Origin of the sequence: Pseudomonas sp. MWU13-2862 (assembly GCF_023242495.1) — a bacterium.
GTDB classification, from domain to species: Bacteria; Pseudomonadota; Gammaproteobacteria; order Pseudomonadales; family Pseudomonadaceae; genus Aquipseudomonas; species Aquipseudomonas gingeri_D.
In genome coordinates this window covers 66,775-79,890 of record NZ_JALMEZ010000009.1, presented here as the reverse complement: position 1 = coordinate 79,890, position 13,116 = coordinate 66,775, and the positions used below count along the sequence as shown (strand labels likewise).

The following is a 13,116-nucleotide window of genomic DNA, read 5'->3' as shown; positions in this document are numbered from 1 at the left end:
ATTCCGATCGCGACCAAGTATTGTCGAGTTTTGCCGAAATGCCAGTTCGCCACTATGGTGCCGTGTCGGCGGCCTAGTCACTGACCGCCGACAGGATCAACAGGTGTGGGAGGAAGCGGGGAATCAGGTGGCCGGAGTGCTGACGAAAATCTCCAGGCGCTCGGCATAGGCCGTGAATTGTTCGAGGTGCGGATAGTGTGTCGCCAGGCATTGCTCGGGGAGCATCATCTTGCTGAAGCTCCAGGCAACCGCCAGGCTGATGCCTTCCTGACGAATCGTGCCGTCTTGGGGCAGTTGCTGGCGTGACAGTTCGTTCTCGATCTGCGTGTAGGCGGCTGCCAACTGGCCGCCAACCCGTTCCAGCCAGGGACCATGCTGTTTCTCCGCGGGACGCAGATTCTTCTCATAGACGATCTGCACCGATTTTTCGCAGGCGGCCAGGGCCAGCCCGATCAGTCGCAGTCCGCGCACCTGCTCGGCCAGGCTGGCATAGGCCTGGCCGGGACCGGCGATCAGCGCCAGGTACTCGAGAATCAGTCCGGAGTCCATCAACACTTCACCGCTGTCGCAGACCAGGGTCGGGGCCTTGACCACCGGGTTGATCTGCGCAAAGCGCTCGAAGTCACGAAACACCGAGACCGACTGGTGTTCGAAGGCGATGCCCAGGTGCTTGAGGGTGATGGCGACCCGGCGCACGTAGGGAGAGTCCAGCATACCGATAAGCTTCATTGATCCTGTCCTTTTGATGCGGTGAAGGGAATCCTGGCAGCCCCTGGGGCTTGAACCGGTTACTGTGCCGGACACGCAACTATCCTGAGGCTCCATGAAGAACGCCCTCTCGATCTGAAGAAAGGAGCACTGTCTCGTTCACGGCCAAGGAGGATTGAGTCCGGACCCAATACTAGTTGGCTATCGCGTTGAGTTTCAAGTCACCAGCTATGCTCCTGTATGACCGTCATTGAGTACGAGCGAGGCCTGCCATGCACGCTGTCAAAACTGCCCTCGTGTTGGCTGGAGGTGGGAGCCTCGGCGCGGTCCAGGTGGGCATGCTCAAGGCCCTGGTGGAGGCCCGGGTGAACTTTGACCTGGTGATCGGCGCGTCGGTCGGTGCCATCAACGGCGCCTACTTTGCCGCACGGCCCACCGCGCAGGGGGTGGCGGAGCTGGCGGACTTCTGGCGCAGTTTGCGCAAGGGCGATGTGTTTCCCCTGTCGTTACTCGATACCCTGGGGGCGCTGATCAATCGGCGCGGCTTTCTGTTGCAGGCCACGGCGCTGGAGCGACTGGTCAAGCGAGCGTTGCCCGTGGCACGGATCGAAGACACGGTCCTGCCACTGCATATCGTCACCACCAACCTGCTGACGGGGGCCGAAGAGCTGTTGTCCAGCGGCAGCGCGGAACAGGCGCTGCTGGCCAGTGCGGCGATCCCGTTGGTATTTCCTTGTGTGAGGGTTGGCGACAAGCTGTTGATCGACGGTGGCGTGGCGAGTAATACACCGATTGCCAGCGCGGTCGACCTGGGGGCCAATCGCATCGTGGTGGTGCCGACGGGCTTCGGCTGCGCCTGCCCACAACCGCCGGCCGGCCTGGTGGCCCTGGCGCTGCACACGTTGAACCTGATGAGCATGCGGCAATTGGTGCGGGATATCGAACTCTACGCGCACCGGGCGGGTATTCACGTGGTCGCGCCTTTGTGTCCCTTGGGGATCTCGGTCTTTGACTTCAGCCAGACCGACGCCCTGTTGCAGCGTGCCTATGAACAAACCTGCATCTGGATCGAGGCGGGCGGGTTGGTTCGTACCGGTGTGCCCGATTCATTGCAGGCCCACACTCACCCCTCGACACACGGGCATTGAGGGGTAACGCCGGTTACGGCTTGAGTCGGTCGCCGCGGTAGACACCCAGGCAGACGCCCACGGCAACCACTACCGGCAGAATCAGCGCCCACAATCCCCAGGCCAGATAGAGCAGGGCGGCGCTGACGCAGCCTGAGGCAAAGGCCAGCAGCGTCGTGCAAATCGGTTTCAGACGTTGTTTGATCACGCTCCGTTGCTGCATATCCCGCTCGGTCCACAGGGCAAACACATCGACGGCGAACTGGGTGACGTTGCCCGTCATCAGCGTGGTCGGCGGGGTGCCTTTCATATGCTGGCGGGAAATGGCGTTCTGAATCGCCATGGCGGTGACCCCGGTCATGCCGGTGATCAGCGCCGTCGTGCTGTCGCCGTCGATAAAGGGGCCCCAGAAAATCGCCAGGAAAGCGAAGGCGGCCAGTATCAGGGTATGGGTCACCAGCAGCAGGCGCAGCGGCGTCAGCCCCCGACGATGGATGGCCACCGCGGCCAGGTGCGTCAGCCCCACCACCAGCACGAATACCGGTAGCGCGATCAGCTTGGGCAGTGCGCCGGAGGTGCCATGGACAATGCTCACCCCCAGGGTGACGAAGTTGCCGGTGACGTGGGCGGTGAACAGCCCTTGCAAGGCGAGGAAACCCAGGGTGTCGACGAAGCCGCCGTTGAAGCTGAGGGCCGGCCCTACGCTGGGGTGCAAGGGGGATTCCATGGCATGTCCTCTCTGGTTCTGGCGTCGGGGGCACCGGATGGAGTCAGACGGTAACTCGCCGCTTGTCGTTGATCAAGGTCGGACGGTTGAAACCTTGGATGGAAAATTTCATGGTGAAAGTCGCGTATGAAGTGCCTGGCGTCATAAAAATTCGCTACGCTCGAACACCTCAGCGGACTTCCCAAGGATGTGGTGCATGCGCGTACTTCAGAGCAATCCCCAGGACGATTTTCGGGTCAAGGCCTACGCCGGGACCAGTGGCGTGTTGCTGGCCATCGACCTGGCCGAATCGCGGCGGGCCGGCCTGCTCGGTTTTGCCATCGAACGCCAGGAAGGTAGCGGGCCCTGGGAGTTCCTGTTCAACAGCCTGACGTTCCCCGGCAAGGAACACACCTTCCCCCAGTACCACGCGACCCCGAGCAATCTGGCGCCTTTGCAGAAATTCCGTTGGGCCGACTACAACGTCGAGCCCGGCAGCACCTGCAACTATCGGGTGCACCTGGCCTACGGCACGCCCGATGCGCCGCAACTGGGCGAATCACTGGCGGTGACGGTGACCACCGACAATGGCCTGCCCAAGGGCCAGCGAGTGATCTTCAACCGTGCGGTGGCGGCCAGCCAGGGCTTCGAACGCAAATTTCCGGATCTGGACAAACTGATCACCACCCAGAAAAACCTGCCCATCGAAGCCTGGCCCGATGCGGCGCGGCTGTGGTTGGAAAACGGCCTGCTGGAAGAGTTGCTGGGTTTTATTGCCCGTGCAGCGGATGTGCAGTGGGGCCTGGATATCGCCATCTACGAGTATCAGTTGAAAGCGATAGTCGATGCGGTGAACGCGGCGCAGCAGCGCGGTGTGCGGATTCGCGTGCTCTACCACGCCAAGGTCGGTGATGAGGACACCACCCTGAACGAGCAGAGCCTGGCGCCGATTCCGGCCGAGAGCAAACGGGGTCGGGTCACCAGCAATATCTTCCATGACAAGTTCATCGTGCTCAGTCAGCGCGACGCCGGTGGCGAGTACCGGCCTGAAGCCGTGCTCTGTGGCAGCACCAACTTCACCGCCAATGGTGTCTATCGTCAGGCCAACGTGGTGCATGTGCTTGACGACGTCCGCCTGGCCACCGAGTACACCCAGGTCTTCGAGGAGATCTGGGCGGCGCCGGCGGATGTGGCGGCGACCCGCAAGTGGATCACCCAGAACAATCCCATGGACCCGAGCCAGCCGCTGTTCGCCGGGTTTTCCCCGCGTACCGGACAGGGCGATCTGAAGGAGTTCGTGCAGATCATTACGGCGGCGCAGAAGGATGTGCTGTTCGCCACGGCCTTTGCCTTGCCCCAGGAAATCCTCGACGCCTTGCTCGGCAAGCCCCACGACGATGTGCTGCGTTTCGGCTTGCAGAACACCGCCAGCAGCATCTCCGGGATTCATGCCGATCGGACGGATGATTTCGTGGCCACGGCGCTGCTCAATACCGGCCTGGAGGGCTGGATCAAGGAGGGGCTCCTTGGCCAGAAGGGCAACCTGCTGGTGCATACCAAGGCCATCGTCACTGACTTCACCACCGACGCGCCGACCATTATCAGTGGCAGCCACAACCTCAGCGTCGGCGCCAGCGATGGCAATGACGAGAACTACCTGGTGATTCGTGGCGATACCGATCTGGCGGATCGTTATGGCCTGGAGATCCTGCGCTTTTATGAGCACTACCGGTTTCGCTATTACGCGAAGAAGCTGGAGCTCAAGCAGGTCCAGCCGCTGTCGCCGGACAACAGCTGGAGCGATGGGTATTACAAGGATGGCGATTTGAAGATGCTGTCTCGGTTGCGGTTTGCCGGGCGCTAACGGGATCAGGCGCTCAGGTTCTTCATCGCCGCGCGATACTGCTTTGTCCTTCGACCGATAAACAACCGATCCAGCACCAGCGCCCACACCGCCGAAACCTCGGGGTGAGGGCGCTTGCCCTTGCTCAGGCGCTGCAGTTGGAACTTGACCACCGCCATGTTCGCCAAGGCCGCCAGTGGCTTTTTCTTCCAGTGGATCGGTGGCAATTGCGGATGGCTGTCGCGGCCTTCGCGCCAGTGTCGGGGCAGGTGCGGTTCCACGGCCAACGCAGTGCCGATACCGGCCATGGCGATGCCGCTGTCCAGCACCTGTTCGACGATGGGCAAGCGCCGAATGCCACCGGTGACCATCACCGGCATTTTCGCCACCTTCGCCAACTCGCCGGCCATTTCCATGAAGTAGGCCTCCCGCGCCAGGGTGCGACCGTCCCGTGCTTCGCCCTGCATGGCCGGAGCCTCATAGCTACCGCCTGAAAGCTCGACCAGATCCACCGGCAAGTCGTTCAGCCATTCGATCACCTGGCGGGCATCGTCAGCGTCGAAGCCGCCGCGCTGGAAGTCCGCCGAGTTGAGTTTGATCGCCACGCAAAAGTCCGGCGAGACAACGGCCCTTATCGCCTTGACCACCGACAGCAACAAGCGGGCGCGATTTTCCAGCGAGCCGCCCCAACGGTCTTTGCGCTGGTTGCTCAGCGGTGAGAGGAACTGGCTGATCAAGTAGCCGTGGGCCGCATGGATCTCTACACCGGTGAATCCCGCTTGCTCGGCGAGACGGGCGCTGTTGGCGAAACGGCCGATCACCTCTTCGATATCCGCTTCGCTCATGGGGCGAGGTTCGGCGAACATTTTCGAGAAGCCGCCCATATCCAGCGCCACCGCGGACGGTGCCCAGGCGATCTGGCCGAGATTGGCCATGGTCTGGCGCCCCGGATGGTTTATCTGCATCCAGAATTGCGCGCCCTTGGCCCGGCCAATGGCGGCCCACTGGCGGAATTTTTCCAGGTGTTTTTCATCTTCCAGCACCACACCGCCCGGGCCGGTCATGGCGCGACGGTCGATCATCACGTTACCCGTCAGCAGCAAACCCGGTTCACCGTCGGCCCAGGCGCGGTAGAGTTCCATCAACTGAGCGGAAGGCGCGTTATCCAGGTCAGCCATGTTCTCTTCCATGGCGGCCTTGGCGATGCGATTCGGGATCTGTACGCCGTTGGGCAAGAGCAGTGCTTGAAAGGGGGACATGCTTGACTCCGGGGTAGTGGGGAGTTCAGGCTAAGCTTAAACCTAACTTTAATGTCAAGCGTCCATTCGAGGCCTCTTATGAAGATCGGTGAACTGGCCCTACGCAGTGGCCTGGCGGCGTCGAAGATCAGGTTTTACGAAGCCCAGGGGTTGATTCGCAAGGTACAGCGCCAGGCCAACGGTTATCGTGAGTACCCGGCCGAGGTGTTGCAGACATTGTCGATCATCCAGTGCGCACAGCAGGCGGGTTTCAGTCTCGAGGAACTACGGGCGTTGGTGCCGGTGGCCGAGACCGGGGGCTTGGGCCATGAGGTCATGGTCGACAGCCTGGAGCGCAAGATCGATCAGATCGAAGCCATGCAGGCGCGCCTGGCCCATAGCAAGATGCAGTTGTTGGGGATCGTCAATAGCATCCGCAACCGACCCGATGGGGTCAGTTGCACGGAAAACACCGAGCGGGTATTGGCGTCGATCCAGTCCCCGCAACCACGGCTACCACTGTAAGGGCTTCTCAATTGGGCGGCTGAATAATTTCAGTGCCCGTACGACGAGTCCCGTACGGACTTATTCCCTGGCCAATGAATAAGAGCGGCTGACGGGCAGTGGATGGCGCATCAAACTGCCCACCACCAACGCCCCTGACAACGCCAGCAAGCCCGCGACCCAGAGCACCGTGGCAAAGCCCCCGACGAAGGCTGCGCGAGCCAGAGGCTGGACCACCTGGCGTGCGGACTCCGGCAGCGTTGCCATGGCCGCCGGCATATCACCGGCGACCACCCGCGAGGCAATCGCCCGGGCCTGATCGAGCCAGGGCGCGGCCTGGGCGGCGAGGCTGGCCTGGAGCAATTGCTCGGTATGGCTGGCGAGCAGGGCACCGAACACACCGATGGTCAGCATGATCGCGCTGAAGCGCATGGTGGTGCTCATCCCCGAGGCCATGCCGGCCCGTTCCCGGGGTACGCAGGCCATGATGTTTTTCTGGGTATCACCGTTGAGCAGTCCGGCGCCGGCACCGGTCACGGTAATCGCCAGGGCAAATGGCAGGTAGCTGCCACTGCCGACCGCCCAGGCGCTGAGCAGGTTGCCGCAACCGACCAGGGCCAGGCCGCTCGCCATCATTGTCGCCGGGGCGAACCGTGAGGCCAGTCGAATACCGATACGCGGGCAGATCAGCATGGCCAGGGCGAAGGGCAACATGCCCAGGCCCGAAGCCACGGCGGAAAAGCCCAGGCCGTTTTGCAGGTAGAACGGCAGCAGGGTCATCATCACCTGGGCGCAACCGGCATAGGCGAACATCCCCAGCAGGGCACCGATAAAGCGCGGGTGGCGGAACAGTTGCAGGTCGACCATCGGCCGTTGTTGCACCCGTTCGACGAACACGAACAGGCCCAGCAGCGCAGCGCCGCCCAGCAGCCGGGTGTAGGTCAGCGGGCTGTTCCAACCGATGCGATTGGCTTCGATCAAGCCCCAGATCAGGCACAGCAAGGCGCCGCTGAAGGCCAGGCTGCCCCAGGGATCCAGGCGCGCCGCCTGGCTGTCCCGGGACTCCGGCACGGCGTGGCGGACCATCGCCATCAGCAGCAGGCCCACCGGCAGGTTTAGGTAGAAAATCCAGCGCCAGCCCAGGTACTGGGTAATCAGCCCGCCGAGGGTTGGCGCGGCGGTCATGGCGACTCCCATGCAGGCACCCCAGAAGGCCCAGGCCTTGGCCCGCTCGGCCTCGTCGTGAAAGACGTGGCCGATGGAGGCGAGGGCGGAGGTCAGCAACAGCGCGGCACCGACGCCCTTGATGGCGCGGGCGATATCGAGGAACAGGCTGTCGGGTGCGGCGCCACAGCCCAGTGACGCGAGGATGAACAGGGTCAGGCCCCAGAGCAGGGTTTTGCGTCGGCCGAAGCGGTCGGCGATGCTCCCCGCCGGCAGCAGCAGGGCGGCGAAGGCCAGCATGTAGGCACTGACCACCCACTCGATATCGGCGAAGTTTGCCCCCAGGTCGCGGGCAATGCTGGGCAGGGTGACGGCAACGATATTGGTATCGAGGACAATCAGCGAGCAGACGCCGGAGGCGGTCAGCAGTGTCAAGCGTGGGCTGACCCGGCTCATGGCTGGGCCTGCGACGGCAGGGCGGCGATGGCGGCCAGGGCGATTTCATCGTCATGGGCCGGGGTGTCGGCGCTGATGCCGATGGCGCCGATCACCTGGCCTTCGAGGCGAATCGGCTGTGCCCCTTTCATCATCACCAGGCCGGCGCTGAGGGCGGCCTGGCGTCCGCCGTTGACGGCGTTTTCCAGATCGCCCGACGGCCGTTTGAACAGCGCCGACGTTCGGGCCTTGCCTTCGGCCAGTTGAATACCGGCCACTACGGGGGCGCCGTTCATGCGTTCGCCGAGGACCGGCCAGCCGCCGTCATCGACCACCACAATTGCGCAGGGCCAGCCTTTTGCCGTGGCTGCCTGTTCGGCGGCCTCGAGCAGCGTACGGGCCAGCCCCAGGTCAAGGATTGCCTTGTGGGCAACGGCGGGTGATGAGTCGGCTGTTGCCACCAACGGCAGGCTCAAGCAGGCAAAAAACAAGGGAATAAGGGATTTGACGCGCATGGTACAAGCTCTCTACTGTGGCGGTAGAAGCAGCTTATCGCGGCTCGGACCTAGCTTTGTTAGGTGGGCTTCGGTACTTCATTACCTTTGAGCTAATGCCTGTATGGAAATTCGTCATTTCCGCTATTTCCTGGCGGTGGCCCGGCAACGCAATTTCACCCGGGCGGCCGAGCAGCTGGATATCGCGCCGCCGACCCTGAGTCGACAGATCCAGGATATGGAGGTCGCTCTCGGCACCCGGCTGTTTTTGCGTGGGCAGCGCGAGGTCACCCTCACCGAAGCCGGTGCGGCACTGCTGCCGGAAGCCGAAGCAACGGTGCGCCAGTTCGAGTTTGCCCAGCGCAATGCGCAGCGGGCCGGACGCGGTGAAGTCGGGCATATCGAACTCGGTTATGTAGCCTCGGCGGTGTATTCCGGGGTGCTGCAGCGCCAGGTCAAGGCCTTCGGCCGGGAGTTCGCCGAGGTCAGCCTTACGGTGCGCGAAAGCCCGATGGCGGTGCTGCCTGGGTTGATCGCCGAGGGACGTTTCGATATCGGTTATGTGCGCTCGCCGATGTCCTTGCCCGAGGGCGTGGATGCGGTGCGCCTGAACGCCGAAGGGTTTGTGCTGGCCGTGGCGGACGATGCCTGGTTGTGCCGTCTGAAACAGATCGGCACCGAACATTTGCAGAATGAAACCTTCATTCTGCCGGAGCAGATCAGCGGCACCCTGCAGGTCGCCGCCCAGGGTGGTTATGCGCCGAAGCTGGGGCCGCAGCCCGGCGGGCTGGTGGCGGTGATCGCGGCGGTGTCCCTGGGGCAGGGCGTGGCGGTGGTGCCCGAATCGGTGGTCGGCCATGTGAACCTGCCGAATGTGGTGTATCGACCGATCCACGGCTGCGAGGCAAGTTCCTGGTTGTCGCTGATTTATCGGCGTTTTGAAAAGGCCCCGGCGGTGGCGCGTTATATCGAGCGGGTCAAACGTGAATCTCCGGGAGAGAGGGCTTGATCAGGCCTGAGACCGGAGCGACTTACGCCTGATCGGCTATTATCGATTAGGCGACCAGCACGTCAAATAGTGTTGGGCCGGTCGAGCCTGCGCATAATCGATACAGCATGCCGTTGATCGGTCTTCCCTGGGCGCTGACCTATACGTCGGGCAGGTCCTCCTGAATAATGGCCAGTAGCCAATATTCCACCGTGCACTCGCAGGGAAGCAGGTACAATCCGCCGTTTTTTCACCGAGTTCGGGCATTGTCCGGTTCGATGTTTCAGAGATTCGTCATGCTCATTGGTAGCTATTCCTCCGCGCTGGTCTTCATGTCCCTTTGTGTGGCGATCCTGGCCTCTTATACCGCGCTGGATCTGGCCGGGCGCATTGCCACGGCCAGCGGACGGGCGGTGTACCTGTGGATGGCCGGCGGTGCCATGGCCATGGGCGTGGGGGTATGGTCCATGCACTTTATCGGCATGCTCGCGTTCAAGCTGCCGATTGCCTTGGCCTACGACGGCCCACTGACGTTGCTGTCACTGCTGATTGCGATTCTTTCCAGCGGCTTTGCCCTTTGGCTGGTCAGCCAGCCCAGCCTGCCGGTGGTGCAATTGGCCCTCGGCGCCCTGATCATGGGGGCTGGCATCAGTGCCATGCACTATTGCGGCATGGCGGCACTGCAGATGCAGCCCGGTATCGATTACGACCCGACCCTGTTCGGCGCCTCACTGGTGATTGCCGTGGTGGCCTCGGCGGCGGCCTTGTGGATCGCCTTTCACCTGCGGCGCAGCACACCCTATGTGCGCCTGGCCCGTAGCGGTGCGTCGGTTGTCATGGGGTTGGCGATTGTCGGCATGCACTACACCGGCATGGCGGCCGCCAACTTCAGCCAGGGCAGTTTCTGTGGCGCGGTGGGCAGCGGGTTGTCCGGTAAGGGGCTGGACAATCTGGTCTTGGTCACCAGCCTGGCGGTGCTGTCCATCGCCCTGTTGACCTCGCTGCTCGATGCCCGACTCGAAGCCCGGACCGCCATGCTGGCCAATTCGCTGAGCCAGGCGAACCAGGAACTCATCCATTTGGCGCTGCATGACACCCTGACCGGCTTGCCGAACCGTGTGCTGCTGGCGGACCGGATCGACCAGGCGATGCACAAGGCCACGGACGAAGGCGGTTGCTTTGCGCTGATGTTTATCGATCTGGACGGCTTCAAGCCGGTCAACGATGCGTTCGGCCACCACATGGGCGATCAGTTGCTGCGCGAAGTCGCCCTGCGCCTGCGCGAAGATCTGCGCGGCCAGGACACCCTGGCGCGCATCGGTGGTGATGAGTTCGTGTTGCTGGTGCAGTTGGCCGAGCCGGACGATGCGCTGCAAGTGGCGTCGCGTCAGGTCGGCCTGATCTCCCGGCCGTTCCGGGTGGGCGACCACGACCTGCTGATCTCCGCGAGCCTCGGCATCGTGCTGTTCCCGGGCAACGGTCAGACCGCCGAAGAATTGCTGATGAACGCCGACGCGGCGATGTATCACGCCAAGGGGGCGGGCAAAAACGGCCACAGCTTCTTCGACGCATCGATGAACAGCAACGCCCGCAAGCAGTTGCAACTCTTGCAGGACCTGCGCCAGGCCTTGGAACAGCAACAGTTCCGTCTTTTTTACCAACCCAAGTTCGACGCCCTGAAGGGCACACCGATCGGCGCCGAGGCTCTGTTGCGCTGGGAGCACCCCGAGGAAGGGTTGTTGCTGCCGGACAAGTTCATCGCCCTGGCGGAAAAGACCGGCCTGATCATCCCCATCGGCGACTGGGTACTGAACGAAGCGTGTCGGCAAATGCGCTTGTGGTATGAGCAGGGCTACCAGGACTGGCGTATCGCGGTGAATCTCTCGGCCCTGCAGTTTTGCCATGTGGGCCTGGTCGACAGCGTGGCCAACGCCCTGGCCCGGCATCAGTTGCCGGCCAACAGCCTGACCCTGGAGATCACCGAAACCACGGCCATGAGTGACGCCGATGCGAGTATGGAAGTGTTGCAGAAGCTTTCGGACATGGGCGTGGACCTGTCCATCGACGATTTCGGCACCGGCTATTCGAGCTTGATGTACCTCAAGCGTCTGCCGGCCAACGAGTTGAAGATCGACCGCGGTTTTGTCCGTGATCTGGAGCATGACTCTGATGATGCGGCGATCGTTTCGGCCATTGTCGCCCTGGGCCAGGCGCTGGGGTTACGGATCGTCGCCGAAGGGGTGGAAACCGATATGCAGCAGAGTTTCCTGACCCGTCTGGGGTGCGACTCCCTGCAAGGCTACTTGCTGGGGCACCCCTTGCCAGCGGAGAAATTCATGGCTGATATCGGCCGGCTCGAACGTCAGGCTGCAAGCTAGACCTCGGCACCTCCCAGGCTTTCACCGCTTTTGTTGCGCATCATGACCGCGGCCAGGCCCGCACCCAGCGCGGCAAACACCGCGCCCACCAGAAAGGCGCTCTGATAGCCGTCGTTGAGGGCCGAGAGTGCCGACACTCCTGCCGCCAGATGCGATTCGGTACGCGCCGCGGCCAGGCTGGCCAGTGCCGCCAATCCCAGTGCGCCACCCATCATGAAAGCGGTATTGACCACGCCGGAAGCCAGCCCCGACTCGGACGGCGCGACGTCATTCATCGCCGCCAGCAGCAACGGATTGAAGGCAATGCCCGCGCCCAGGCCGAGCAACAGCATGCCCGGGAGAATGTTGGGCAGGAAGTGGCCGTCGACCGGCGCCTGGGCGAACAGCAGCAGCCCCAGGGCCGCCAGCACCAGCCCGACCGCCAGGGGCAGGCGAATGCCGAAACGCATCACCAGCCTGGCCGAGATACCCAGGGAAAAGACCGCCATGATCAGGTTCGCGGGCAGGAACGCCAGACCCACCTCCCAGGGCGTGTAGCCCAGCACCAACTGCATGTACAGCGCCGACAGGAAGAACCAGGCGAACATCGCGGCGGCCCAGAGCACGCCGATGATATTGGCGATGGCCAGGTTGCGCAGGCGGAACAGGCGCAAGGGCATCAGCGGGACTTTTACGCGGGTCTCGATGACCAGGAAGGCCAGCAGCAGGCCGACGGCAATCAGCAGTTGCGCGACGGTGCGCAGCGATGTCCAGCCCATTTCGTTGCCATTGACGATGGCGTAGACCGCCAGCATCAGCGAGGCGGTCACGCTGAGTGCGCCGGCCACATCGAGGTCGCGGGACGGGTGCTGGTTGAGGGTTTTCGAGAGCAGGCGCAGGGACAGTGCGATCACCACCACGCCGATCGGCAGGTTGACCAGGAAGATCCAGTGCCAGCTCAAGGTGCTGGTGAGCACGCCGCCGAGCAGGGCGCCCAGGCTACCGCCACCGGCACAGACAAAACCGTAGACGCCCATGGCCTTGGCCCGGTCGGCCGGTTCGCTGAACAGGTCCATGATCAGCGACAGGGCCACGGCGGTCACCACGGCGGCGGCCAGGCCTTGAAAGGCCCGGGCCCAGATCAGCGTTTCCTGGTTGTGGGCCAGGCCACAGGCCAGCGAGGCGAGGGTGAAGAAGCCGATACCGAGCAGGAACAGGCGTCGATGGCCGTAGAGATCACCCAGGCGACCGCCCAGCAGTAGAAAGCCGCCGAAGGTCAGCATATAGGCGTTTACCACCCAGGCGAGGGAGGTTTGCGTGAAGTGCAGATCGGTCTGGATCGACGGCAGCGCGACGTTAACGATGGTGGTGTCGAGCACGATCATCAGTACCCCGAGGCACAGGACGATCAAGGCGAGCCAGCGGTGGTCCGACCCGGCGATGGGGGAGGCAGGTGCTGTCATGAGGGCTTCTCGTGTGAGGGCCGGGGAGTTTAGGTCGTGGGTCGCGCCGGGCTCAATAGAGAGAGTGTAGGGAGGTTGTTAAGGCTTCA

At 63.0% G+C, this 13,116-nt stretch carries 11 protein-coding genes; 5 read left to right on the top strand and 6 right to left on the bottom strand.

Translation table 11 applies throughout. The annotated features are described in order from the left end of the window. Nucleotides 1-123: 123 nt before the first annotated feature. A complete protein-coding gene (locus M5C56_RS17370; protein WP_103497009.1) occupies nt 124-729 on the bottom strand; it encodes a glutathione S-transferase N-terminal domain-containing protein in 606 nt (201 codons plus the stop codon). A 251-nt stretch (nt 730-980) separates the two neighbouring features. On the opposite strand from M5C56_RS17370, the gene M5C56_RS17365 reads away from it, so the two are divergent. After that, nucleotides 981-1,856 carry a patatin-like phospholipase family protein gene (locus M5C56_RS17365; RefSeq protein WP_103497010.1) on the top strand — a complete coding sequence of 292 codons (876 nt, stop codon included), beginning with the start codon at nt 981-983 and terminating at the stop codon, nt 1,854-1,856. A 13-nt stretch (nt 1,857-1,869) separates the two neighbouring features. On the opposite strand, the gene M5C56_RS17360 is transcribed toward M5C56_RS17365, so the two are convergent. Beyond that, nucleotides 1,870-2,562, bottom strand: a complete 693-nt coding sequence (locus M5C56_RS17360) for a YoaK family protein (RefSeq protein ID WP_103497011.1) — start codon at nt 2,560-2,562, stop codon at nt 1,870-1,872. A 196-nt stretch (nt 2,563-2,758) separates the two neighbouring features. On the opposite strand from M5C56_RS17360, the gene M5C56_RS17355 reads away from it, so the two are divergent. Then, nucleotides 2,759-4,405: a phospholipase D-like domain-containing protein gene (locus M5C56_RS17355; protein ID WP_103497012.1), complete on the top strand. Its 1,647-nt coding sequence runs from the start codon at nt 2,759-2,761 to the stop codon at nt 4,403-4,405. 5 nt (nt 4,406-4,410) lie between these two features. Here M5C56_RS17355 and M5C56_RS17350 read toward each other — a convergent pair whose 3' ends face one another. Further along, nucleotides 4,411-5,643 (bottom strand): NADH:flavin oxidoreductase/NADH oxidase family protein, encoded by a 1,233-nt coding sequence (locus M5C56_RS17350; RefSeq protein ID WP_103497013.1) that lies wholly within the window; start codon nt 5,641-5,643, stop codon nt 4,411-4,413. A 78-nt stretch (nt 5,644-5,721) separates the two neighbouring features. Between M5C56_RS17350 and M5C56_RS17345 the strand changes: the two genes are divergently transcribed. Further along, on the top strand, nt 5,722-6,147 hold the full coding sequence (locus M5C56_RS17345; protein ID WP_103497014.1) for a MerR family transcriptional regulator: 426 nt from the start codon (nt 5,722-5,724) through the stop codon (nt 6,145-6,147). 60 nt (nt 6,148-6,207) lie between these two features. On the opposite strand, the gene M5C56_RS17340 is transcribed toward M5C56_RS17345, so the two are convergent. Continuing rightward, nucleotides 6,208-7,746: an MFS transporter gene (locus tag M5C56_RS17340; RefSeq protein WP_247263231.1), complete on the bottom strand. Its 1,539-nt coding sequence runs from the start codon at nt 7,744-7,746 to the stop codon at nt 6,208-6,210. Then, nucleotides 7,743-8,240 carry a heme-binding protein gene (locus M5C56_RS17335; protein WP_103499629.1) on the bottom strand — a complete coding sequence of 166 codons (498 nt, stop codon included), beginning with the start codon at nt 8,238-8,240 and terminating at the stop codon, nt 7,743-7,745. Before M5C56_RS17335 ends, M5C56_RS17340 begins: the two co-directional genes overlap by 4 nt. Before the next feature lie 103 nt (nt 8,241-8,343). On the opposite strand from M5C56_RS17335, the gene M5C56_RS17330 reads away from it, so the two are divergent. Continuing rightward, on the top strand, nt 8,344-9,228 hold the full coding sequence (locus M5C56_RS17330; RefSeq protein ID WP_103499630.1) for a LysR substrate-binding domain-containing protein: 885 nt from the start codon (nt 8,344-8,346) through the stop codon (nt 9,226-9,228). 275 nt (nt 9,229-9,503) lie between these two features. Beyond that, entirely contained in the window at nt 9,504-11,585 is a 2,082-nt protein-coding gene (locus tag M5C56_RS17325; RefSeq protein WP_247263232.1) for an EAL domain-containing protein, read from the top strand. Here M5C56_RS17325 and M5C56_RS17320 read toward each other — a convergent pair. Beyond that, nucleotides 11,582-13,027, bottom strand: a complete 1,446-nt coding sequence (locus M5C56_RS17320) for a DHA2 family efflux MFS transporter permease subunit (RefSeq protein WP_103498052.1) — start codon at nt 13,025-13,027, stop codon at nt 11,582-11,584. The genes M5C56_RS17325 and M5C56_RS17320 overlap by 4 nt on opposite strands. Nucleotides 13,028-13,116 lie beyond the last annotated feature (89 nt).

Bases quoted from the DNA above. Each gene is read 5' to 3' on its own strand.
- M5C56_RS17370 (WP_103497009.1), bottom strand. From the start codon at position 729: ATGAAGCTTATCGGTATGCTGGACTCTCCCTACGTGCGCCGGGTCGCC.
- M5C56_RS17365 (WP_103497010.1), top strand. From the start codon at position 981: ATGCACGCTGTCAAAACTGCCCTCGTGTTGGCTGGAGGTGGGAGCCTC.
- M5C56_RS17360 (WP_103497011.1), bottom strand. From the start codon at position 2,562: ATGGAATCCCCCTTGCACCCCAGCGTAGGGCCGGCCCTCAGCTTCAAC.
- M5C56_RS17355 (WP_103497012.1), top strand. From the start codon at position 2,759: ATGCGCGTACTTCAGAGCAATCCCCAGGACGATTTTCGGGTCAAGGCC.
- M5C56_RS17350 (WP_103497013.1), bottom strand. From the start codon at position 5,643: ATGTCCCCCTTTCAAGCACTGCTCTTGCCCAACGGCGTACAGATCCCG.
- M5C56_RS17345 (WP_103497014.1), top strand. From the start codon at position 5,722: ATGAAGATCGGTGAACTGGCCCTACGCAGTGGCCTGGCGGCGTCGAAG.
- M5C56_RS17340 (WP_247263231.1), bottom strand. From the start codon at position 7,746: ATGAGCCGGGTCAGCCCACGCTTGACACTGCTGACCGCCTCCGGCGTC.
- M5C56_RS17335 (WP_103499629.1), bottom strand. From the start codon at position 8,240: ATGCGCGTCAAATCCCTTATTCCCTTGTTTTTTGCCTGCTTGAGCCTG.
- M5C56_RS17330 (WP_103499630.1), top strand. From the start codon at position 8,344: ATGGAAATTCGTCATTTCCGCTATTTCCTGGCGGTGGCCCGGCAACGC.
- M5C56_RS17325 (WP_247263232.1), top strand. From the start codon at position 9,504: ATGCTCATTGGTAGCTATTCCTCCGCGCTGGTCTTCATGTCCCTTTGT.
- M5C56_RS17320 (WP_103498052.1), bottom strand. From the start codon at position 13,027: ATGACAGCACCTGCCTCCCCCATCGCCGGGTCGGACCACCGCTGGCTC.